Origin of the sequence: Pseudoalteromonas sp. McH1-42, from assembly GCF_022347845.1 — a bacterium.
GTDB lineage: Bacteria > Pseudomonadota > Gammaproteobacteria > Enterobacterales > Alteromonadaceae > Pseudoalteromonas > Pseudoalteromonas rubra_D.
This window is the reverse complement of the sequence record NZ_JAKRFU010000005.1, coordinates 112,214-137,529: the sequence shown is the minus strand read 5'-3', so window position 1 is coordinate 137,529 and position 25,316 is coordinate 112,214. Positions and strand designations below refer to the sequence as shown.

15 protein-coding genes are annotated in these 25,316 nt (G+C 48.2%); 7 read left to right on the top strand and 8 right to left on the bottom strand.

The genetic code is table 11. From position 1 onward, the window contains the following. Positions 1–20: 20 nt before the first annotated feature. Entirely contained in the window at positions 21–1,235 is a 1,215-nt protein-coding gene (locus MHN31_RS05825) for a hypothetical protein (RefSeq protein ID WP_239443719.1), read from the bottom strand. Further along, the gene (locus MHN31_RS05820; RefSeq protein ID WP_239443718.1) at positions 1,232–1,912 is read right to left on the bottom strand and encodes a response regulator transcription factor; all 681 of its coding nucleotides are present in this window, start codon (positions 1,910–1,912) and stop codon (positions 1,232–1,234) included. Before MHN31_RS05820 ends, MHN31_RS05825 begins: the two co-directional genes overlap by 4 nt. A 71-nt stretch (positions 1,913–1,983) precedes the next feature. Here MHN31_RS05820 and MHN31_RS05815 point away from each other — a divergent pair, with 71 nt between their 5' ends. Continuing rightward, positions 1,984–3,726 carry an amidohydrolase gene (locus MHN31_RS05815; protein WP_239443717.1) on the top strand — a complete coding sequence of 581 codons (1,743 nt, stop codon included), beginning with the start codon at positions 1,984–1,986 and terminating at the stop codon, positions 3,724–3,726. Between the two features lie 43 nt (positions 3,727–3,769). Here the strand turns inward: MHN31_RS05815 and MHN31_RS05810 are convergent, their stop codons facing one another. The 4 genes from MHN31_RS05810 to MHN31_RS05795 all read right to left on the bottom strand — a co-directional run bounded on the left by MHN31_RS05810 (position 3,770) and on the right by MHN31_RS05795 (position 12,045). Continuing rightward, entirely contained in the window at positions 3,770–6,349 is a 2,580-nt protein-coding gene (locus MHN31_RS05810; protein WP_239443716.1) for a family 20 glycosylhydrolase, read from the bottom strand. Beyond that, on the bottom strand, positions 6,346–7,221 hold the full coding sequence (locus MHN31_RS05805) for an ROK family protein (RefSeq protein WP_125562596.1): 876 nt from the start codon (positions 7,219–7,221) through the stop codon (positions 6,346–6,348). The genes MHN31_RS05810 and MHN31_RS05805 overlap by 4 nt, the downstream gene beginning before the upstream one ends. Further along, the gene (locus MHN31_RS05800) at positions 7,218–8,480 is read right to left on the bottom strand and encodes an MFS transporter (protein ID WP_239443715.1); all 1,263 of its coding nucleotides are present in this window, start codon (positions 8,478–8,480) and stop codon (positions 7,218–7,220) included. The genes MHN31_RS05805 and MHN31_RS05800 overlap by 4 nt, the downstream gene beginning before the upstream one ends. A gap of 592 nt (positions 8,481–9,072) precedes the next feature. Continuing rightward, positions 9,073–12,045, bottom strand: a complete 2,973-nt coding sequence (locus MHN31_RS05795; protein ID WP_125562592.1) for a TonB-dependent receptor — start codon at positions 12,043–12,045, stop codon at positions 9,073–9,075. Between the two features lie 379 nt (positions 12,046–12,424). On the opposite strand from MHN31_RS05795, the gene MHN31_RS05790 reads away from it, so the two are divergent. After that, a complete protein-coding gene (locus MHN31_RS05790) occupies positions 12,425–13,291 on the top strand; it encodes an AraC family transcriptional regulator (RefSeq protein ID WP_239443714.1) in 867 nt (288 codons plus the stop codon). Positions 13,292–13,366: 75 nt separating this feature from the next. Further along, positions 13,367–14,155, top strand: coding sequence for a penicillin-binding transpeptidase domain-containing protein (locus MHN31_RS05785; protein WP_239443713.1), 789 nt, complete (start codon positions 13,367–13,369; stop codon positions 14,153–14,155). Between the two features lie 121 nt (positions 14,156–14,276). Here the strand turns inward: MHN31_RS05785 and MHN31_RS05780 are convergent, their stop codons facing one another. Continuing rightward, entirely contained in the window at positions 14,277–16,778 is a 2,502-nt protein-coding gene (locus tag MHN31_RS05780; protein ID WP_239443712.1) for an FtsX-like permease family protein, read from the bottom strand. Continuing rightward, positions 16,768–17,487, bottom strand: coding sequence for an ABC transporter ATP-binding protein (locus tag MHN31_RS05775; protein WP_125562584.1), 720 nt, complete (start codon positions 17,485–17,487; stop codon positions 16,768–16,770). Before MHN31_RS05775 ends, MHN31_RS05780 begins: the two co-directional genes overlap by 11 nt. On the opposite strand from MHN31_RS05775, the gene MHN31_RS05770 reads away from it, so the two are divergent. The 4 genes from MHN31_RS05770 (at position 17,486) to MHN31_RS05755 (ending at position 25,316) form a co-directional block, all read left to right on the top strand. Continuing rightward, positions 17,486–18,106 (top strand): arylesterase, encoded by a 621-nt coding sequence (locus MHN31_RS05770; RefSeq protein WP_138538419.1) that lies wholly within the window; start codon positions 17,486–17,488, stop codon positions 18,104–18,106. The genes MHN31_RS05775 and MHN31_RS05770 overlap by 2 nt on opposite strands. Before the next feature lie 471 nt (positions 18,107–18,577). Beyond that, a complete protein-coding gene (locus MHN31_RS05765) occupies positions 18,578–21,889 on the top strand; it encodes a M4 family metallopeptidase (RefSeq protein WP_239443711.1) in 3,312 nt (1,103 codons plus the stop codon). An 82-nt stretch (positions 21,890–21,971) separates the two neighbouring features. Next, positions 21,972–24,020, top strand: a complete 2,049-nt coding sequence (locus MHN31_RS05760) for a Hint domain-containing protein (RefSeq protein WP_194868189.1) — start codon at positions 21,972–21,974, stop codon at positions 24,018–24,020. A 48-nt stretch (positions 24,021–24,068) separates the two neighbouring features. Next, complete coding sequence (locus MHN31_RS05755) at positions 24,069–25,316, top strand: hypothetical protein (protein WP_194868190.1); 1,248 nt, start codon at positions 24,069–24,071, stop codon at positions 25,314–25,316.

Here is a 25,316-nt window from a genome sequence, read left to right as displayed (position 1 = left end):
CGAGCATGAGCATGAGCACATCAGACTTGTGAAAATAAGTCCCCATGGTAACCGGAAAAATGGATTGTCAGTGTGTAATACTGACCCGGTTTATGCTGTGCCTGCCAGCCAAAACAAGCACACACGCGTGACACAATGCGAGTGCCTAACCCCTGCCCCTGATGCGTTTGCTGTGTGCTGATACCATTCGTGAAGATCATTCCATCGCTGTCCAACGACACACTGAGCGAGCCCTCACCATGTTGCAACGCGTTTTTGCCAATCTGCTCCAGAAGGAGATTCAGCAAACGCGACTGCACAGGCTTACTTATCGGCTCTGATGGAAGTTCCAGCGTGATCCTAAGCCCCTGTTGCTGCCAGTGTTGTTGCCATGTTTGCAAAAATACACAGAGGTCAGTTGACGTCAGCCGCACCTGATCAGCTTTACACAATAACAAAATGGCTTCACTCAGCGAAGCCAGATCCTGCCCAGCCTCTTCAAGCTGGGTCAGCAAAGGTAACGCATCTAAAGGAAGCTCATCAAGTTGTTCAAAACGTGAGATCGTATTGTGGATCTGAGCCAGCGGCGTGTTAAGTTCATGACTTAAAAAAGCGGAATAAAGCTGTTCCTGTTGCTGCGCATAACGCTGTGCATACGCATCCGTTGCAGCGAGAATCGAGTGGTAAGAGAACTCTTCAAATTGCGCTGCCTGAGTTTCATTCTCCTGTAAAGATACAATCTGCAAAGACGCTGTCAGTCGCCCGGATTCACGCGCAATACGCCGGTGTATTGGCCACCAGGTCACTGCAGCGAGTATCAACAAGGCCAGCGTCAACGCAATGAATACCGCCACCAGACTTGGCGAATCCTGGCCGCTAATACGATGAATAATATACAGCGGCTCGAAGGCGCTTTCTGTATAGCGCAGAGTATATAGATAATCATCTGACAGCGTCAGCAGTTGCGAGATTTCCTGCTCCTTTGCCTCTGGCCCAAGCCCATGCTGACTTAAAGCTTGCTGATAGTCTGTGGGTAAATCTTGCCAATTCCCCATCAATTTACCACCATCCTCGTATGGCAACATCAGCTGTCCAGACAACGCTACCTCAAGGTCCTGATAAAGATAATATTCTGAGGTCCCATCCCAGGCATAGTGATACACCTGACTGGCCACCCAGATCCAAATTAAGGAAAAGAGTCCAAATAAGGCAAACAACCATCGTGCGAGATACCACCTGAGTGTTTTTTGCCTCATGAACTCGATTCTCTCAATGCAACGCCCTGACCCTTAAGTGTTTGTATGACTGAGGGTTCGTCGTCACGACTCAAGTTATGCCGAAGCCGGGTCAATAGTGACTTGTACATATTGTTGTTGACCTCACTGTCAGGCCAGACATGGCGCAAGATCTGCGCTTTGCAAACAGGAGCCGGGGCCTGCTCCGCCAGTAAAGCAAGCAGTTGCCATTGCTGGGGTGACAAAACAATGGTGCGGCTGCCACGGGTAACTATTTTTGCCGAAAAATCCACATGCAGGCTGCCAAGCTCAAACACTTGATTGTGCTTATTTACTTTGCCCGCCAACAACTTAATTCGAACCGCCAGTTCAGGCAGGGCAAAGGGCTTGGTCATATAATCCAGTGCCCCTGCCGTAAAAGCAGCCAGTTTGTCATCCAGGTCCGTTGCCGCCGTGCAAAACAATACAGGCGCATCAAACCCTGCCAACGACTGCTGTAATAGACTCAACGCATTACCATCAGGCAACGCCATATCCAGCACGATCGCATCATATTTATCGAAAGTGGCCGTTTGCGCTGCAATGTCTTTCGCGCAGCTCAGCGTTGCGGCATAATCCACCTCGATTCCCTCAGCATTGAGAAAGTCTATCGTTTGCGCTGCCAGTACGGCATCGTCTTCAACCAATAAGATCAGCATTTAACCTCTATACTGTTACTTTGTGGTTACCATGCTACTGATAGTGTATCGGCATCAATGAGGAGTCAACAATGCGAGCAACAAAGATGATCACAAGCAGTTTTCTGATAGCCGGTTTAGCCCTCAGTGGCTGTAACTCTGACAATCAATCCAACAACCAAACCACAAATCTATCAACTTCAACAACGCCAAATGTTGAGCAAACTAACGAAGCGCACAGCGCGTCCATGGTGTTCACCAATGGGCGAATTTACACCGTTAATGCCGAGCAACCCTGGGCACAGGCGGTGGTACTTCAGGATAATAAAATCGTCCTGGTCGGGAGCAATGAAGAAGCTCAAATGTATATCAGTGACACAACACAGCATATTGATCTAAAAGGTAAAATGATGCTTCCGGGGTTTCACGATGTGCATATGCACCCGCTTGAATCTGCTTCTGAAGCCACCCAATTTACCGTACCCGCCGCTGCAACCGCAGGGGAATACATAGACGAAGTGGCTTATGCCGCCAGTCAGCACCCTACCGCTAGCTGGTTGATTGGCTATGGCCATGAAATCTCGACCCTATTGGAAATGTCCGACTCACCTCTGGCAGTACTCGACGAAGCCGTGCCAGACCGACCTGTGATTATCATGGAACAAACTTCTCACTCCATGTGGGTTAATAGCAAAGCGCTGGAGCTTGCGGGCCTGTCAGCCAGAAGCTTAGATCCGATTGGGGGTGTGCTGGGTCGCAATGAACAAGACCAGCTGAATGGTATTTTGTACGACAATGCCGGAAATCAGGTCATGGAGCTGGCAATACAGTCTCTTCCTGATGCTGCACAAAGTGACTACCTTGGCCTGCTTGAATACACCATGCCAGAGCTTAACAAGGCGGGGATCACCTCCATCAGTGACGCCCGCACCTACTGGCAACGCGGTCACCTGGAAACCTGGCAACGCGTTGCAGATGAAGACAAGCTGACATTACGTGTTTCGCTTGGGCTATGGGCATATCCGCAAATGAACGACAACACTCAGCTTGCCAAACTCAAATCTTTATATCAGAGCAATTCAGCTGAGCTGTTACAGGTAAATCAGGTCAAATTCTATATGGATGGCATTTTAGTCAATACCACCGCAGCCATGCATGAACCTTACCTGGAGAACTGGCTTGAACTGGATGGCAATCGTGGCCTCAATTACTTTACTCAGGCACGGCTTGAAAAATACATCAAAGCACTGGAGCCCACAGGGTTTGACTTTAACATTCATGGGATTGGCGATCGTGGTATTCACGAAGCGTTAAATGCCATTGAAAATGCCTCAAATGGTCAGGCCCGTCACCGCATCACGCACCTGGAAGTCGTTGACCCTGATGATTTACCGCGCTTTGCCAAGCTGAATGTGATTGCTGATGCACAAGTCGCCGGAGATTTTACCGACCCGAGCCACTGGCCTGACACCATCCCACTGATTGGCGCGGAGCGTGCCCAGGATCTGGTGCCCATTCGCAGCCTGGCCGACAATCAGGCCACGCTCACCCTGTCGAGTGACTGGAATGTCAGCCCGTTTAACCCGTTTATCGGTTTAAGTAATGCGGTGTCACGCCAACCACAGGCCATTTCACTGGCGCAAGCTATTGAAGCTTACACCCTAAACAGTGCCTATGCGATGCGACAGGAGCAGCGAGTCGGTAGTATTGAAGTGGGTAAATTAGCCGATTTAGTGGTCATTGACCGCGATCTATTCGAAGCCAGCGCCAACGAGATCCGCAATACACAAGTGGTAATGACACTGCTGGATGGCGAAATTATTTACCAGCGCTAAATTAATTAAGGGGCTAGTTAAGCCCCTTATTGTCTTAACCTGGTTAACGGTTGCCAGACCCTACCGGGGCTGGCAATGGTAACGCCCGCCCGGTTCGGGATTCGTCCTCTAATGCAGCTCGCACGGCATCAACCGAATCAAAATCCAGCCTTGGGTGATAGTTTACCCAGCGACCATTGATAAGTGCTTCGAGTTTAAACCCTGGGATCTCACTGAACATATTCAGTGTCCCATCATCACGGCGACTTGCAGCTACGGTAGGGATACGGAAAAAACGACCCTGACGCATTAACTTAGGTAACTCACGATAGCCCAGCAAAGCGACAAAACGTTGCCAGTCCTGCTCACGTAATCGTCGCTTTTTATCATTGAAATGGCCACTGTTGCGACTGTATACCAGACCGCCCTGGTATGGGACAGCCCATGCAGGCTTGTGCCAGGCACGCTCTGCTAATGCCAACAAGCGTGGATACAGCATATACTCAGCCTGCAGATCATCCCGAATCATTTCGCTCCAAAGATGCCCCTGCATACCTGTATAGCCAACGTCCGGTTTCAGAGCGGAGTCACTGTCATCCGCGCTGTAGGTGTGATGCAACACATCTCGCCAAAACTCCGCATGCACAGGCAAGTTATCCGGCATAAATTCAAATACTTTACGGGTATCTAATGCCCGGCTGGCCCAGTGATTGCCGCGCTCCTCAGGGTGGGACTGGTAAGGAAAGTCAAAATAAGTCACATCAGGCAACGACAGCACCACATCCCAGCCCAGATTAGCCTGCTTGTGCGCCACTTTATGCCCTTGTTCGCTAAGCGTACTCCAGACATTGGATTGAACATTTTTAGGCATTTTTTCTGGGTTCACATCACTCAGGCCATCGCTCCAGCCTGCCACCGTAATGCCTTTTTCAGCGACCATGGCCGCCACTTTTTCAATAAAATATCCATTCATCGAGACAATAGATTGCTTTGCATTCAGCGCTTTACATGCGGGTGAGTCTAGCCAGGCGCCCGCTGTTTCATCCGCACCTATGTGATACGTTTTTAAAGGTATACCAGCACGCTCATGCATCCGCTGAAGCTCAGTCAGTACCTTATTTACAAATCGATACGTCGCTGGCAAACATACATTCAGGGTATTATCGTGGTAATGCTGGATGGAGGAATAGCGCGTCTCGTCAGCTTCTTCCACCAGCCGATATTCATTGGCCGCCTCAGTTTTTCCTTTGGCTATCAAAGCCCGGTAACGCGCTTCCATTGCAATAATGGCGGCTCGAGAGTGTCCGGGCATATCCAGCGATGGGATCACTTCAATGTGATGCGCTTTGGCGTAGCGCAAAATTTCACTGTAATCCTGCTGAGAATAGTGGCCATTGCGCGGCGCACCGGTGCCGGTACCTGCGCCCAGTTGTGGCAACAAACAACGCGTTTCACTGAGATCTAAACAGCGTAACCCACCCACTTTTGTCAGCTCAGGCAGGCCTGCAATAGCGAGGCGCCAGCCTTCATCATCAGCCAGATGCAGGTGTAACTTATTTAATTTATAAGCGCCCATTTGCGCTATGGTATCTAACACAAACTGCTTGGAACGGAAATTTCGGGCACTGTCGATATGCAGCCCCCGAAACCCATATCGAGGCGCATCAGTAATAGCCACACTGGGAATACTGTGGGTTTTCAAATCCATGAGCCCAGCCAATGTTTGCACCCCATAGAAAGCACCCGCGGCATCAGATGCCTTAATATCAATCAGGTGGGTAGAACTATTGAACTGATACCCCTGTGCAGCTATGGGCAGTGAGGCGTCCACAGTGACCCGCACTGACAACCCTTTTTGAGTTTGTTTAACCCCCAGCTGGGCGAGTCGCTTGCCCGCCATTTCGATCTGTGCCAAATCAACGCCCTTAAGCTCAAAACGGATCCCTTTTTTCAAACTGATCCGTCCCTGTGATACCACTTTAAACTCGCGGGGCGTCGGGATCAGTCCCTCTGGCGCAGCGCGAAGCTCGGGCTCAGACTGGTGCTGCGCCAAATAAGCTGCGCCCATCCAGGGGGTTTGATCTTTATTACTGACTCGCAACTGATGGTAAGACTCGAACGGTACCAGGTATGGCTGCTGTTCAAGCTCAGTTTGCTCATCCCGGACAGAGCGCGTACTGGCGATCACTCTGGGGCGCAGGCGCTCAGATTGATCGGCTAAGATATAATTGGGCATAAACTCAGAGCGGGTGATCTGCGAATGTTCAGTGTAAAAGCGCACGCTATAGGTTTCGTCCGCAGAGAAACCAGTAAACTGCTCAGTGGGAGTCAGCCGGTGCAAATCACCATTCAGGTGTTCAATTTTGAACGAGTCAGACTCGACCTGATAAATTGGCATCAGCTGACTAAAATAAATGGCCCAATCAGCGCCGTTATAAGGCTGGGGTGAACCTAGCCGTAACTCGGAAAAATAACACTGCTTCGCGGGTTCCGGACACTGCTGTGGCATAGAATCAATTAACTGATAACGGATCTGAAGATTATCAGCCAACGCATTCAACTCGCCTTGTGTTAACGGCTCCGTTGCCGCGAGTGCTGTTTGAACACCCAATAGTGCCATTAACAGGCAAGCAAACTTATTCATATTCCCTCCGAAAACTGTTTCTGGAACAACTTATAAGCGCCACGCAACGCGGCATGCTCCAGCTTACCTACTTGAATCTCGAGCTGTTTAAATAACGCCGGATGTGTTTGTCCTGCAAGGCTTTTCCACATACCGCGCTGAAATAAGTCGTACGACTTACTGACAGATCCACCCAGGACAATTTTATCCGGGTCAAAGGCCAACAGCGTCTGCGCCAATGCATACCCCAGGTGGCTTCCAAACTCGTCAAACAGAGATTGCGCATAACGATCTCCCTGCTGCGCAAGCACTGCCTGCTCTGCTCCGTTAGTGCCTCGCTCCAGAAAAAACTGCCCGCTGGTATATTGCTCCAGAATACCATCCCGATAGGGAAAGCTGCCGAACTCTCCCGCCGCACAATGCCTGCCACTGTATAGCCGGCCGTCAAAAATGAGCCCTGCGCCCAGGCCAGTTCCCAGACACACCCCCATCAGATTGCTTACCGGCTGGTAAAAAGGAGCGCCTGGTTGATAATGACGACCATAACAATATTCACCCATAGTAAAACAGTTAACATCGTTGTTAACAACTACAGGCAAAGAAAAATGTGCATTTAATTGTGCAGCCAGAGGCACATCCTGCCACGCTGGAATATTAACCGTCTCCAGCACTGTACCATTACTCAGATCAACCATACCGGGCACGCCTATAGCGATACCGCAACAGACATCGCTGAGCTGCTCTGCAATAATGCCTGTAATAAACTCGTTAACCTGTGTTTTAGTCGCTGAAGCAGGCACACTATAACGGCGAGCCTCATAAACACCCTGTTCATCAACCCGGGCAACCTGTGCTTTGGTGCCACCCAGATCAACACATACTATTGTACTCATTGGCCCGTCGCTTCCTGTTTCTCTGTCAGTTGAGTTTGCTTGTGCCAGAACATTCTGACGGTGTGATTACGCACAATTGGTTGTGCCCACCAGGCTATCCAGGCAATGTACCCGAGCGGCAATAACAGCACTAAACACGCAAGCTGCAAAGAACCGCTTAGCTGGGCCAGAATGCCGATTAAAGGAGAAGCCAGTGCTCCCCCGACAATGCCGGTACATAACACCCCCGATACGGCACCATGACCACTCGACACAGAGTTTAGCGCCAGGGAAAATAACACTGACCACATCACAGATAAGAAAAATCCGGATAACGGGAAAGCCAACAGCGCGGTATCTGTACTGCCAATCAATGCAGTAATGAGACTCAAAGCGGCCCCCAGGCAAAACAACATGAGAACAAGTTTGGCATCGAACAGCTTCAGCAACACTAGCCCCAATACACATCCCAGCGTCAGCATCATCCAGAACTGACTGATCACCTGCGCACTGTATTGTGGTTCAATCTGATGATAAGTCTGTAAAAATACCGCTATTGAGTTGGCAATCCCCTGCTCCAGTGCCACATAAGCCACAATGGCAAAAAAGAAGCGGATCACAGTAGGATTACGAAAGTAGCCAACGCACGCTTGCCAGCTTAAAGTCTCTTGTTCGTTGCGTTCAACCGCTTCGAGCCTGCTTAGCCCTATCCAGACCAACATCAAAACACTAAGCAGTGCGAACAGCCAGTACATGCTTAACCAGGGCATCGTAGCGGGGATCCAGGTAAAATCGGCGGGCTGCGCTTGTACCTGACCGGCTAGCGAAACATAAACCCAGGGTGACAAACTGGCAGCCGCACCAAACAATAACTGAGCAAGTACCGAGAACGCGGCAAAATGTGCGCTGCCGCCGCTGCGTCTCAGTAACGGGTTAATGGCAACTTGCAACATCGCCATAGCGGTGCCAATCAAAAACAGCGCCAGCATTGCCACCGCAAACACCGGGGCTACGGCAAACAACAACGCCCCTGCACCGGCAAGCGAAAAGGCTCCAAGCATCACGCGTTTTTCACCAAAACGCTGTACCAATAGACCGGCAGGGATAGACATCACGCCGTATGCAATAAAAAAAGCGAAAGGGAATAAGCCAGCCAGAGTGAGGCCGATGTCAAAGCTTTTTATGAGTTCCGGAAACAATGGACCGAGAATATTGGTGAAAAAGGACACCATAAAAAAGGTTACCAGCACCAGGGCAACCACGGAGTAATTGGGTTTCATGTGTCTTACCTTATTGTGAGCTCAGAAGTAAAAAGGCGGTGGCTTATTTGGAATCAGTTTGTGGGCAGACAAACTCAATGATCCAAGGGGATCCTGCTAGGGATAGCCACCGCCTTAACTCGTTGGTAAGACTAGTTTGCCGTCATTGCCTGCACTGTAGCGGCACATTTCAAACAATTGTTAATACTTTTCTCGTGCTCTGTATAGTCGGCCATAGGCATAAAAACTGGATAACTATCAATAAGCTTAGCCGTCTAATCAGGAGCAAGATGTTTACTCAGCATGTTTAAAGGCAAGACTAAAATATTATTCAACTTACCATATGAATAAGTTAATAAATTCTATTTAATACACTAAACGGAGTGAGAGAAATGCATCATTTATCCGGATTTTTGTGGATAAATTCCACTTCAATCACAGTAGATGTACTGGTGTGCGTAAGCATGCAGAAGATATTCGGTAAAGAAATAAAATAGCATGAGAAAAAATCACGGGAACAAACGGAGTCGCCCACCCTATCCAGCGTTACGCATCATCTCATGCCAGAACAAAAAGAAAAGGCCTGAACCACATACTCAGGCCTGAGGGAGAATTACCAGCGACCGCGAACACCCAATGTCAGACGGCGCTCATAAACGTTTTGTGAAATACGATTATCCTTCCATTGTGCATAGTTAGATTCGTATTCCTCAGTCAGGTTACTGCCCGACATATACACTGTCATATAGTCAGTCACATCATAACTGGCCGAGATATCTATGTAGGTTGTCGGCTCGGTCCAAATAGCCGTATCACCCATACCACCCGTCGTCGTGACCTGTGCCAGGCGCTTAGAACGATGGTTGGCCGCTAAACGGAACTGGAAGCCATCTTTTTCATACCAAAGCACCGCGTTAGACGATTCTTTAGAGTTATCTTCCAGTGGTAAAGCGTCACCATAGAAGTCAACGCGGCCACTTTCGCTGTCTGAATAGGTGTAGTTAAACGCCGCACCAAATCCGCTCCAGAAGCCCGGTAAGAAGTCAAACGCTTGCTGATAGGTGAACTCAGCACCATTCATCGTTCCGCCCTGACCATTGACTTGACCTGTCACACTAACTTCACGACGTACAACCCCATCCGCATCAGCCAATGGCATTGTCCAGGTACTGGTTTCAATGAAAGATTTAAGCTGGATATTGAACACACCCACACTGACTAACGCGCTTGGTGAGAAATACCATTCCAACGCAAGATCTGTGTTTGTGGCGCGCCATGGTTCCAGTTCCGGGTTACCCTGCATGGTTGCATTAGTTGCAATCAACAAGTCAGGGGAAATCCCTTCACGCGCTGCCAGGTCATCACCGGCACGTGAACGACTTACCTGCAAACCACCCGCAATTGCGCCAAGATCCAGACGCGTCATGGTTTTACCCCAGGCAGAACGGAAGATCAGGTCATCGCTCAGGTTAACCGCCAGGTTCAATGAAGGCAGGAAATCACTAAACGACTTGCTGGTATTTATATCACCGGCATCGGCTGCCACTGAGCCAGGACAGTTCACACAAATAGAGTCGCCAATTACGTTTTGCAGGATGTCCAAATCTGTCTTGATGTACTGGAAACCCAGGTTAGCGGTGTAAAGATCGCTTGAGAAATCAGCGCGCCAGTAAAGCGTTTGTGTTTCTTCCTCAACCTCATAGGTGCTGCCTGGTACACCACCTTTTTTGTTGCCTGGATATAGCTGATTCTGGAATGCAAATGGGTCGTCAAGCTGACGCGGATCAATAAAGAAATAGCTGCCGCCATTAACAGGGCCAAAATCAGATACCTGTTGGATCCAAGCCTCTGGTAATTTATCAAAGGTATATGGTGTATCGTAACCCATTGTCAGGTCACCAGCAGATGCACTCGGTACGCCGCCGCTGCCGTCAGTATCAAAGGCCGCCAGACCTTGGTCTTTCCACATCACGTCAACACTGCCTTCGCCAACCGGGTTGCTGAATGGCGCCAACAATACATATTGCTCACGGGATACTTCACGATTACCCAAACGAGCACCGAAGCTCATTTTGGTCAGTGAGCCCATATCTTCGAACAAATATTCACCATCAAGACGTAAAATATCCAGGCTGGCGTCTTCATTAAAGTTATTCTCAGAGTACGTTGACACCACTGAGTAACGGCTCATATTGGAACCAAACACTTCACCTTGCAGCTCACTAGGCGGCAGCAATACCGGGTGATCGCCCTGATAGTTCAATCTGACCGGCACTGTGCCCGGGCCGTAACCGTTCGGATTTACCGCAATCGGGCCATTGCCTTCGTTACGACGCAGGTTGTGTGCCAGACCACTGGTCATGTAACCCTGAGCAACGTTTTCAGTGTGCATACGCTCTGCATCAGCCGTGATAAGGCGCATCTTACCAGAGAAATTACCATCGCCTTTATAGGTTAGCTCAAAGTTATAGTTGGTCGATTCACGCTCATTGGTATGGCTTTCAGAGTGCGCAACAACACGTGGCGCATGCAGCGTAATGTCCTGCGCTGTGTATAGGTTGTATCCACCAGACGTCTTGCCTCGATCCATCGCATCATGCTGCTCCTGCCAATCCCAGTGACCACCCCAGGCATTGTCCGCCATCAGGCCGCGCTGGCGATCTGCATCATCCATTTTGGTATAAAATACATCTGCGCTCAGCTCAAAGTTGTCACTAAGCTGCGCCTGGAAGCTCAGGCTACCACCTGTACGCTCACGCTCAGTAAAACGGTTAACCATACCGTAGCTGACGTAAGTGAATTCAGCATCATCAGTATCACCATCGCCATTGATATCTCCATCCGGACAATACCAACAACCACCGGCTTCTTGTGGTGCATAGCCCCAGCCGTGGTTAGTCGAACCAAAACGGTAGTTCGCCAGATTTACTTCATCTCTGGTCAGTGTCGCTAGTACCGCGAAGCGCTCAGCGTTATAGCCTGCTGCAATCATGGTTTTAGGGTCGGTTTCTTTTGAATAAGAGCCACGAGATGCTTCTATCAATGCTGCACCGCTAAACCCTTCTTCTAAATCAAATGGCTTACGCGTTTTCAGATCAACCGTCCCTGAAATACCACCCGCCAACGTATCGGCAGTTGGTGATTTCATCACATCCATAGCACCAACTAAGCTCGAAGGAATATCGGTAAAATCGGGTTGTACTGTAGTCAGTGAACCGGCACTGAGGAACTGCTCGCCATTTAGTAGCGTGGTAACCTGTGGCATACCCCGTACGTTGATCGTTGAGCCTTCACCGGCACTTCGACGGATCTGGATACCCGGTACACGCTGTAGTGAATCAGCGATTGTCACGTCCGGCAGCTTACCTATATCCTCTGCTGTGATAGAGTCGACAACACCATCCGCAAACCGTTTGGTGTTAAGACTTTTTTCAGTCGAAGCTCGGATCCCTCGAACTTCAATAACTTCCACGGACTCTTCTTGCTCAGCCTGAACCGGAGCAACAAAGGCGGTGCTTGAAATCACTGCGGCAGTGACCGCAAATGAAATGCGAGACAATCTGAATGCTGCATTGCTGTGTTTCATCTTCTTCCTCTTATTCTGTATTATCAAGATGTACGCCTGGTGAAATAATCATCAGGCACTTTCCCTATTTGAACAGGCTTGTAACTTATAAGTTTGCATTTTCAAACTCATATCGGTACAAATCTATCAGATAACAGCGCTGTCATTTTAAAACACACTACTTAATGACCAGCCATGTGTCGGCATTATGCATGCTTTCCCTTAACCAATGTTAATATTTTGTACCTTTTTGTGCATATTGAATAGGATAGTATTGCAAGAGCAGTGAAATGCATCACCTTTCAGAGCGCAGGGCGAGAAGATAGCAGGACAGACAGGCCATTAGCACAAAAAACGTACGCCTAAAGCCCACAGCTAACTAACATGAAGGAGCAATATAATGAAAGCTATGTGTGAAAAAGTCATTCCGTCTCACAATTGTTCATGGCGTTATTGCCTCTATCAACTGGACGAGATCCCTTTTAATTGGCATTACCACCCAGAATATGAAATTTGCCTGACATTGAATAGCCAGGGCATGTGCCACATTGGTGATCATATTGCGCCATACGACGACTACGACCTGGTGCTTATGGGCCCTGAACTGCCACACACCTGGCAATCTCGCGACAATACAGATGGCAGTCAACACGTAGTCCATGTGGCACAGATCCCGGCCCACTGGCTACAGCAACAACTGCAGCAAAACCCAGAGCTGCAAGGGTTACATACCTTATTGGACCATGCAAAATGCGGACTAAGCTTTAACAAAAAAACAGCTAAAAAAAGTGAAAAGCTATTCAGTAAAATGCAAAATGCGTCACCAATAGAGCGCTATATTTTGCTCTTTCAGCTGCTCAACCTGATGGCAAACAGCGCATATCAGACGCTGTCTACCATGGAGTTTAGTTTTGCCAAACAGCTGGATCCCGCCAAAGATAAGTTTGACCATGTGATAAATTATATTTACGACAATTACACTGAGTCGCTAAGTGCAGAGCTGCTGGCGAGACAGGCCCATATGAGTACCAATCATTTTCATCGCTTCTTTAAAAAGCGCACGGAATGCACCGTCACAGAGTTTATCAATCAGCTAAGGATCGCCAAAGCCTGCAAACTGTTACTCAAAACCAAAGCCCCGATCACTGTGATAAGCGACCAGTGCGGCTTTAATAATTTGTCTAACTTTAACCGCCGATTTCTTGCTATCAAGCAATGCACACCCAGCCAGTTTCGTGCTCGAGTACAGCAAAAAGCGCTGATTTAATATACGGTTCAGGCTAAGGTAAGGATTCGCTTATATGATAGGCGCGGTCTAACTATAATAACTAAGGATGAACCCATGCCGCTACTTACTGCACTGACTCTGACACCGCTACTTACAGCCAGTGTGCTTTCAACCCCCGCGACCTTGCCAGGCTGTCAAACGGGACAGGCGTGTACTATGGCTGTCTATAGCGAACGCACGCAACAATGGCAATTTATAAACCAATCGCGCGCACAACAAGCGTACACTCCCTTCTCGACTTATAAAGTACCCAATACATTGATCTTATTAGATACGCAGACCATCAAACCCGGACAGGGTTACCAGATAGATTTAAATACCTATCCGGCTAAAAAATGGTGGTTTGACGCCTGGCGCAAAGAGTCAATTACCCCACAAGACGCATTCAAGTACTCTGCACTGCCGTTATATCAGACCTGGACTAACTTGCTGAGCAAGCCTGTGATGCAACAGTACCTCGATGACTTTAACTATGGCAACCGTGATATCAGCGGACCTCATGATAAATTCTGGCTCAACAGCAGCATAAAAATCAGTGCTGTTGAACAGGTCACATTTCTGCGCCGGTTACAGACCCAAGCTTTTAAACTTAAGCCCGCGACCTATCAGGCATTTGACAAAATTTTCTTACAGGAACAGGCGGCCAACACCAAGCTGTATGCAAAAACGGGAACCGGACCGGTCGCCAAAGGTAAGTACATAGGCTGGTATGTTGGCATTGTTGAAAACAACCAGGGGCGTCACTACTTTGCTTTTAATATGGACGCCAAAAACTTTAAAGAAGTCGTATCCACCCGGGTCGAAATCGCCAAAGCTACGTTAACTAAGATGGGCGTTTTATAATCTCAATCCGAAGAACTAGATCACCAACGCTATGGAAACGCAGATTAATAGACAAATTAACAGGCGAGAGACGCGGCTTGTATCAGAAAAATACAAACCGCAACCGCTCAGAGGGTCACCATCAGGCGACCTTACGCAATAACCCCTGAGTATTCTGACGCATGGTATGTGCCACCATAAAATAGCCGATTAAAGCAACGAACGTAGCGCCTGACACCGGCCCCAGTACCCACACATAAGGGTGAAGCCTGCCATCCACACCAAACAATTGCTGCTGAATAACAAACAGGGTGATATCACTGACCAACGCAGCAACGAAACCTGCCAGCGCGCCCAACAGCAAGAACTCATACAGAGTCGCCAGCTTAATCAACTTACCCCTGGCACCGAGTGTGCGTAAGATCACCACTTCCTGCATACGCTCGGCCAGACTGGCTTGCACCTGAGATATCAAGACCAGGGCACCGCTTATCAACACAATGGACAGCACAAAACCAATCGCCAGAGACACCTGAGCAATCATAGATTGTACCTGGGCGATATTGTTCTTAATGTCTATCATACTGACAGTCGGATACTGCAGTAACAGTCGGCTAATCGGGCGAACATGATTATCCTCTAGCTTAGCCGCAGTAAAATATGTCACAGGCAAACGCTGTGCCATAGCAGAGTTAAAAATCATCACAAAGTTAGGCTTAAGCGTTCCCCAGTCAACACTGCGAATACTGGTGACTTTGGCTTCAAAGGTCTGCGTATTGACCAAGAATGTCAGCGTATCACCAAGTTCAATACCAACCCGCTCCGCGGTGCCTTCAAACACAGAGACCTGTAATTCATCTGTTTGCTCAAACCACTGTCCTTCCAGGATTTCGTTGCCATCCGGTAAAGTATCGCTCCAGGTCAGGTTGAGTTCACGGCCAACACCATTACGGGCGTCTTCTTGTTGCTCCTCACCTTCCTGTTTGGATACCCGACGGGCAAATGCCTCACCGTTTAGAGCATTAACGCGGCCCCGGAAGACCGGATAAAATGCCTCATGATGAATATTTTGCTCATTAAAGAAGGTCTTAAACTGCGCAACGTCACGCTCTCCAATATTGATTAAAAAGGCATTAGGTGCGTCTTCAGGTACCTGCATTTGCCAGTCAGAGATCATGTCATTTTTGAGTACAAACAAGAACAACATCAATTTAATGGCAAGTGCAAAACTGATCAGCTGAATCGCGTTTGCATTGGCCCGTTTTTGCAATGTTGCAATCGCCAGAGACCAACTGTTGCCCGGGCTCAGCCCCAATTTACGACCCGCACTGAAGAACAACCGGGACAAGCCAAACAGCACCCCCATCAGTGTCGCGGTACCAGCAAACAATAACAGCGTGGTTTTAATGTCCCCACTGAACAGCCACATCAACATAAAGATGGTGCCCACCGAAAGCGCCATGTGCACCCGGCTTACCGCCAGCTTATCGCCCAAACTTCTTCTGAGCACCCGCAGAGGGGGAATATCAAACAAGTCCAATAACGGCTTAAGGGAGAACATCAGTGCACACACGACACCAATGGCAATAGATAACAGCCAGGGTCTTGGTCCGGCAAGAGGTAGCTCGTTGGCAACAAAACTGGTTAGATAATCAACCGCCACTTCCTGTAAGCCATAACCAATTGCCAGACCAATCGCTAGAGAGCTAACGGTTACCAGCGACAGATGCATCAGGAAGATACGCTTGATTGTCCCGCGACTACCACCCAAAGTTTTCATCATGGCAACTGGGTCGTACTGACGCTCACAGTAACGTTTTGCAGACACGGCCATTGCCACCGCTGCGAGCATAATGCCAAATAAGCCAGCCAACAGTAAAAACCGCTCGGAACGCTCAAGATTCTCACCCAATGGTGACTGCCGGTCTTTGATCCCCTGCCAACTCTGATTTTCTCTGAGCTGAGGTTTTAACCAAACATAATAATCTTTGAGTGTCTGCTCATCGCCCGCAAACAGTAGTCGATAAAACACATCGCTGCCTGGCTGAACCGCTTGTGTAGTTGGGATATCGGCAATATTCAGTAACACACGTTTGTTACCCGCCAGTGAGAAAAATGCTGCGTCGGGCTCCTGTACCAAAACCTTTGTCACGGTAAACATGCCCGCACCAATTTCTACTTTATCGCCGACTTTAAGTCCGAGCGTGTAAAACAGCCCTTCACTTAGCCAGGCTTCACCCTTGCCAGGTGCCGCAGCAATGTCGTATTTCTCTGCGTCCAGTGCGTCTCTGAGGGTTATTTTACCACGCAGGGGGTGGCTATCGCTCACCGCTTTAATTGACCCCAGCACCAACTCGTCTCCCACGAAGAGCATGGAATCAAAATAGATGTTTTGTGCCGTTTGCAGACCGAAATCCTGCGCGACCTTAAGGTAACTCTCATCCAGCTCATAGTTACTGGACAGGCGGCGGTCGGCCGCAATAAAGTCAGCAGATTTTTGTTCAATGTTAAGTCGGATCCGTTCAGTCACTGAGCTTAGGCTAAAAACTGTCAGCACCGCCAATGCAATGGCAGCGAAAATGATAGTCAGCTCTCCTCGACGCAACTCCCGGAAAAATAATCTTAGCGCCAATCTAGCCCACATGAACAGCCACTCCTTCTCCATCACGGATCTTTGCCAGCTGACCGCCCTCAATATGGATAATGCGATCGCACTGCTTAGCCAAGTCTTCATCATGTGTAACGAGAATCAGGGTTGTACCGTGCTGTTTATTCAAATCAAACAACAGGCTTTCGATTAAGTGGCCGTTTTTAGAGTCCAGATTCGCAGAAGGCTCGTCGGCAAACAGAATTTTTGGCGTACCGATAAATGCACGAGCTATGGCAACACGTTGCTGCTCACCACCAGATAGCTGTGAGGGATAATGACCAACCCGATGCGACAAGCCCACTTTGTCCAATAGGGCTTGTGCCTGCTCACGGGCATTTTTTTCACCAGCGAGCTCTGCTGGTAGCATCACATTTTCCAGTGCAGTCAAGCTCTGAACCAGCATAAATGACTGAAACACAAAACCTACTTTTTCAGCTCTGAGTCTTGCACGCTGCTCTTCGTCGAGACGGTGCAGCGCTTCACCATCGAGATAAACCTCTCCCTTGCTGGCAATATCGAGCCCTGCCAGTAAACTGAGTAACGTTGACTTGCCCGAGCCAGAAGTGCCAACCACTGCCACTGATTCACCTGACTTGACAGAAAAATTGATATCGCTAAGGATAGTGAGGTCACCCTCAAAGGTACTGACGGTTTTACCCAACTCCTTAACCTGAATAATATTTAACTGAGAAAGCACTGACATGATGCGATTTTTCCTACAACTGGTGGTATTGATCTTCGGCACACTTTTCGTCTTAAAAGCGAATGCCAACGATACCAAAATTATGATCATAGGTGATAGCTTAAGCGCCGGTTATGGTCTCAAACAAGCACCGTCCTGGGTTAATTTGTTACAAAATAAATACGAAGCAGAGCAAAAAGCGATCACTCTGGTGAACACCAGCGTCTCGGGACAGACCACGGATAATGCGCTGCTAACGGTCGACAAGCAATTAGAAAGCCACCAACCCAGCCACGTACTTATCGAGCTAGGCGCCAATGACGGTTTGCGAGGATTTCCGCCTAAACTGATCCGCAAACATTTACGTGAACTGGTCGAGAAAAGTCAGGCTAGCGGCGCCAAAGTCGCATTGATGCAAATCCAGATCCCACCAAACTATGGCAAACGCTATAGTACTCTATTCGCTGACAGTTACCCCATGGTGGCCGAGCAAACTGGCGCCTATCTGATGGAGTACTTCATGTTACCCATTGCAGCAGATCGCAGTCTTATGCAAAACGATAACTTGCACCCCAACGCTGAAGCTCAGCCCATTATCCGGGACTTTATGTACGAACGCATTGCACTGTGGTTGCAGTAATAATACATATAGGTTTCGGCTTTTACTTTTGACCAATTCGACATGCTCGCCTGACATACATTGACACTTATCAGGCGAGTACTCTTGCAACATTCAAAAATTCTTTATTGCCAAAGGCAGGCCAACACGCTCGTGTCAGAGCCATTTATCAGCCCCGTACTAAGCCTAATCCGCTTGAGAAAACGATGGCTTCATAAGCCATGAACTAAATAATCCACCTCCTCACAAACCGTACCCTAAAACACAACAAACGAATTATGTCTCCTGCCATTATTTACAAAGAGCAACAAAAACAAAATCATACAAAAGTTCGTACCCAATACATAAAACCCCACCCTTACCAACTAAAAAACCCGCAAAAAGAAACAATAAATAAACATTTGCAACAATTAATTTAATTTGTATACTTGATGAGCAATTGAGAGTTTTAACTCTATTAAACACCAATAATGCAACAAAAAAGGATTATTTATGACACGCCTCAGCGCAGTGCTTGGCGCCGGAGCTGTTACCTTGTTTAGTACACAAGCCGCAGCTTCTATCGAATCTCAAGCGCTATTAAATCAGCAGCACCTGTGGTCACAGTTACCGACAGCGGCTCAATCAGAACACACCTCTCTGAACACTAAGGCTCAGTTTGTAGGTACTGCGCTGACCTATCGGCTAGAAAAAGCCGTAGGTGACCAGCCAAAGTACGAACACTATCAGGCCTACTATCAGGGCAAACCTATTCTTGATAGTCAGCTGGTCATTGCACGAGATATAAATGGCAATATTATCCAGAGCATGGGCAAGTTGCTCAGTGGTCAGGTTGAACTCACGAAGCAGGCCACTGTTCTCAAGCCAGATCTCAGAGCAAGCGTTGCACGCCATTATCAGGACAATCACACGATAATCCGTGGATCAACCGCGGCTTATTTAGTTGTAAATGGTAAGTTACTTGATGTGACAGTGATCGAGGTCAATCGCCAGGGTATTGCGGAGCAGTTGGTTGTCGACAGCGCTCAGGGCACCGTGATCCGCCATCACTCCAGAGCCTCTTTCTTTTCAAAAGAAACCGTTTCAGCAAACACTGTACTGGATAGTAGCTTTGTCCCCGGAGGCGGAATAGGTGGCAACGATAAACTGGGCGCAATCTGTTATTCACCACAGCCTGACAGCATGCAAGCCTGTACAACATATAAATACGATGAATTTACGCCAACTGGGCAACGCCTGTTGTTTACTGACGCCAATCCCAATGCGATTTTCGCCCAATTTGGCGGATACCCCCTGATTGTCAAAAAAGAACTGGATTCATGCACACTTGAGAACCCCTACCTGAGCACCTTTGATGCCAGAAACTCAGATACAAGTCCCGTGTCATACTCCTGTGGCGAAAAAAATGAAAATTTCGATGCGACCAAAGTAACCGGTAACTTCGATACTTGGTTTACCTATAGCCATGCCAGCGAAGCGCACTTTAATGCAGGTGTGGTCATGCAGTATTTTCATAATCAATTTGCACACTTATATCCAAATCAGTCCTCAGATTGTTCAACCAGTGGGTATTGCCTTAAGCCGCTTAAACAAAAAGTACATAGCAATACCATATTTGGTACTAACAAAGCCTTCTGGGACGGCGAATTTGTCAACTATGGTTCAGGTGATGGTTACTATTTCTATTCACAAGCCACACTAAGTATTGCTGCACATGAGATCGGCCACGCCATCACCAACTGGAATTCAGGCATTGGTGCTGAAGGTGTAGATGGTGCCATTAACGAGGGCTTCTCAGACTTGGTGACCATTGCGGTTATGGACTACTTCCAAAATCAGGCCAGCGGCGCGTACAGTCAGTCGGAATACTTTACTAAACAATTTACTGAGCAGGCGGGTCAGTATGGCCAGAATCGCAAATGGTGGTTCGGCTGGGATGCAATCTATGCCGATCAGGGCGTACGTTTCTATGAATTGCCATCCTGGGACGGCACCAGTATCGATCATGTGGCTGACTTTTCGACCGGAAAAACAGAACATGCCAATGGTGGCGTGCTACGCAAAGCCTTTTATGAACTGGTCAAAACCAAGCAATGGTCAATTCAGGATGCCTTTAAAGTATTCTTACGCGCTCAAACAGCCGGATGTATGTTTCCTAACATGAGCATGGATGAGTACGGCTACTGTCTGGCTGAACAAACCGCTTTCATTGAAATCGCCGGTAAGAATACTGATCAGCGTAAAGCTGATGTGAGTGACGTATTGCTGGGCGTCGGCATTGTTGCAGACAGCAATTTGTCTACGCTAGACGCCAATACGCGCTTCAGCTACAACGAAGTAAGCTACGACATCAGCCACCTGGCTACCGACACCATAGCGCAAATCCATGCAGACTGGGGCGATGGCACCAGCAGCACCTGGCGCAAGAGTGATAATCAGCCAATTTATCCTTTTTTACAGCAATCACACGCGTTACCACTCAATGTTTTGGCACGCGCAGCCGTAGAAGTTCAGTTCAGTGACAACAATACCAAAACAGCTTATAGACACTTTTTTAGCCGTCTGGCTGACGTCAACTGTCCGCCGTATCAAAACTCTCCTCAGGTACATACCGGCAGTCTGAGCATTGCTACCCATGAAATCAGTAATATCATTGGAGAATATACGTCAGAGGTCGGCTCTCGAATTCCTTTGGCTCGCAAACGTAACTACACGCTGGGTTTTGATAAAGATCTCAGCGGCAAAAAGCTCACAGTCCTATTTGATTCAGACAAAGATGGAGAATTCGCCTATACCGAAAAGCTCATCGGCAACGAGACTATTTCAGGTAATAGCGCCACTTTTTCACTCAACAGCAGTATACCAGCAGGGATCGGTCTGATGCGAATCGCCATCTCAGATGACAAATACTCCTACATTCATAGTTGTGGTGTGGTGGATGCGGGCCAGGTCATTGATGTGATGATCGATGCTGATTCTCCTAACCTGCCTATCATTGCCGACTTCAGCTATCAAATTTTAGAAGGGAATAAGGTTCAATTCATTAACAACAGTACCGCCAATCAGGCCAAACAGCCTGGTTATAGCTGGCAGTTTGGATTTGATAATCAAACCAGCAGCGACGAAAACCCGGTTATCCAGTTTCCCGAAAATGGTGGGACGTTCAACGTATCCCTGACCACCCGATATCAGGATGGCAGTGACAGTGATAGCAATAGTCAGGTTTTAACTTTGCAACCGGTTTCAAGTTGCAGCGCCAGTATTACCGACCCGAGCAATGCAGGAGTCTTGTACATCGACAAACTGACTTTCAATTACTACTCCACGGTATTGCATGAGGTGACTGGCGTAGCCGGATATAACGCGTCAGGATATAACTTTACAGCTCTGAGCGACTTCTCTCGCAGCGATAATTCATACCTAACGGTTGTTGGCTCGACCAATTTCCTGCCTCGCGCCACCATAGACAATCTATATGGTAACAATCAGATTGGTGCACGCTTTACTGTCTGGCTGGATAAGAATCACGACGACACATTCAGTAAAGACGAAGGTCACAATGGCAGTAATGATTACAACTATGACTACTACACCACTGATTGTCATTCCCGGGCAGATGGGATTGAGTATTGCCGTGTCACCTCAAGCAAAATCATCCGCCTGCCCTGGGTGAGCAGAGATAAACTGTTTACCTTGAGAGCCAAATTTGAGGAAAACCCTCAACACCCACTAAAGCAGGATGCTTGTAAATCCTTCACTTATGGAGAAGTTGAAGACATTCAATTCAAAATTACTAGATGGTAATTAACACCTTGTGCTCGCAGTTATGTAGGTAGGGTTCGCCCTATCTACGAGCCTTTTTAAAATAAACTAAAAGGAAAATTGTATGAAACTGGTTAGCCTAGCAGTTGCCGCTGCATTGGGAGGAGCTTCTTTTGCTTCTATTTCAGCACCCATCACACCAGAAACCGAGCGTTTCCCTGAGCGAATCGTCAAATTTCAGCAACTCGGTGAATTGGAGCAAGCCAAGCAACGCCTTGCGAGACACGGCATTACAGAAAAAAATCGCCCGTTTTTATTTCGATCTTTGGAAGAAACACTAAATCGTAAAGCCAACCAACCAGCAATGGCCGGTATCATGTCAACGTCGCAGTCCACCGACTGTCAGACAGGCAAGCTGTGCTCATTCTTCAAGCATATGGGCCTTCGCTCAATGACCCGCAAAGATGGTCAGGAATACCTGGTGTTAACCGCGGTCAACAGTGAATTCAGCACTACTTACTACACCTATATCGACCTGACCCTGATGAATGAAAAAGGTGAAGAGCTGGTCATGCCAAGCTTCAACGAGTTTTTTGGCCAGGGCACACCCGACGAACCACAAAAACGCGTAAGCGTTGCTTCCGTTGGTCGTATGGAAGATGTACTGCCCAAGTTGATTAACTCAGAGCGTATTTTCGCTGATGCCTATGTAACCGTGTCATACGAAGGAGCAGATGGCCAGACCGTTACTGAAATTCGGACTTCCGTCATTGAATATTCACCGGAAACTTTGCTGGCTGACCTGGGTGTATACAAAACCAATGGCGCCATGGCGCAAATGGCCACTTTGAACAACGCAGAAGCTGGCTTAGCAACCACTCTGCCTGACGGCTATGCCCGTACCACCACCAGCATTCTGGAAAATGAAATCACACACCCGGTTGACGTCAAAGAGCGTAACGAGGCTGATCCAAGCCTGAACCGCATCAAAGTGTGCCTGAATCGTAAATACGACGACTGCGACTACGAGGCAATGTACGCCCATGGCACACCGAATGACCAGTTAAAGCTCCTTATCCCATTCAGTGGTTTCCGTGAAGTGATGGGTGAAGTCACAAAAATCTACACCCCTGAGTGGAATCAGGTGGCTGTCACCTATGATCCAAATACAGGTGCCGGTACCAAGTCATTAATCAAAGACGCACAGGGCCAACCCATCACCGACAAGCCAGATGGACTGCATTATGGTTCTGAGATTTATATTCAAACACGTGAAGGTGGCGGTGCGTCACGCATCGGAGATGACTACAAAGCGTCTGACGCAATCAATCTGTTCTCTGACTACATCACGCTGCAAAAAGGCGTCAAGAATGTAGGTGGTATTGACTATCCTTATACACGCATGTCCTGGAATATTCCAAGAAATATGGGCGTATTCGGTGATGCTATGTTGTACGGCCGCTACAAAGACGCGCACTGGATCATGAACCTGGCTGTTGAAGTAGAGCAACAACGTGGTCCGCGCGTTATGACACGTCACTTCACCTATGTGATCGGCAGCTCAGATATGCCAGAAAGTAACTGGAAAGACATCAAACATCCACCAATGCAAGTAGTCTATAGCTGTCTGGCCAAAGGTTCATTGATCACGCTGGCCAATGGTAAGCATTTACCCATTGAGCAACTCAGTGTGGGTGATACCGTGCTGGGTGCCAGCCAGTTTGCACCAGATCAGCACATTCCACTTGAGATCGAAGACATTTCAGTTGGGGTTGAGCTGATACCAATGGTTAAGCTGACCACCGCGTCTGGTAAAACACTGCTACTGACCGAATCACATCCCGTTGTCACCGTATCAGGTTTGTCAGCCTGGGCTAACAAAGTAAAAGCGGGTGACCAAATCCGCACCCAAAGTGGTATTGAGATGATCACCGCCATTGAGGAAGTGAAATACAACGACAATGTCTACAACCTCAAGCTAAAACGCACCGATTCAGATGGCACACACGTCACTGGCGAAACCTTTACCATGTTTGCAAACGGCCTACAGGTCGGTGACCTGGCAATGCAAGGAGATAATGAGTTCTCTGACAGTGAGATTACCACTCAGGATGTACTTAACAACCTTCCTGAAGCCTGGCACCAGGATTACTTAAATAGCCTTAAAGACTAAGGTTCAAGCGAATAGAGGCCCTGTGGGCCTCTCATGGAGAGATCAAACATGAACTATGCAAAATTCATTCAAGTCACACTGGCCTGTGCGACTTTGCCTGCGTTTGCCACATCACTCCCTCTGCCGACCAAGCTGAGTGAAATACATGGACAGTCAGCCACATCGAATGTCGTTGACCTGGCACCACTAGGTACAGCCTATCAAAGTAAAGGCGACATCTTGCTGGGGTTAAAGTCAGTGGATGGCCAAACCGTTGAGCACCTTGGTAATACCAACATTGATTTTCGTGTGGGTGTGGACCTGGGCTACGAGCAGGCATTAAAACTGATCGACGGAAAAGTTGACGCGGGCTTCAAATTCCCAGCAGTACGTGTTGATGCTGGTGCCAACTATGCTAAAGACATTAGCGCCGACAGATACACTGGTACCTACACCGTGTATTCATCAGTGAAACCAAAATCCCGGATCCTTATGCCGGTAACCGATGCAGGCTACCAGCCTACACAAGCCGCTTTAGACCTGGCCCAAGCCTATCCGGGTAATAAAGCAGCGAACCTCGGTGATGGGTTTATTCAGGGCTTTGCCTATGGCTCTAATGTGGTGATCAATATGAAAATTGATTATCGCAACGAGAGCGATAAGCGCACCATTGGCGGTTATCTGAGCGTAGACTGGATAGGTAAGGTCAAAGTCGACGGTCAACTTCAGAAACTGGACGATGAGAAGCGTCAGTCAGTCAAAATTACCATCAGTGGCTATCAAAGTGGCGGCGATCCAAACCGTCTGCTGCAAATCATCCCAAATGGGATTATGAGCTGTACTTTGCTTAACCCTGAACCTTGCTTCAACCTGTTTGAATCCGCAGTCAATTATCTAAAGACCGATTATATCAATCAGTTCCAGTCACTTGATGACTACAATGTGACAGACACCTATGTTGCAAGGTACCTGGATTCAGGTTCCAACCTGCAACAATTGATCCCGGCGCAGGGATACGAAGCCATAAACTATCTCACTAAATTAGTGGTCAAAGAGCTGACATCACGCTGGATTGAGGAACGTCTCACCTATCGTCGAGCTAAAAACCTGCAACGCTATTATGCATCTCAGTTTAATGCTGAGCAATTGAATCAACTGTCGGAAATTGAAACAGCGAGTCGGGCTAACGCAAACCTGTTTGCTGACCTGGTCGACTATTGTGAGCGCAACCCAGAGGGCAATTATTGCATCGATTACGAAGCCGCCAACCTGGCTTACTATCGCGATTACAGTGCCTACAGTGATGTTTTGAAGTAA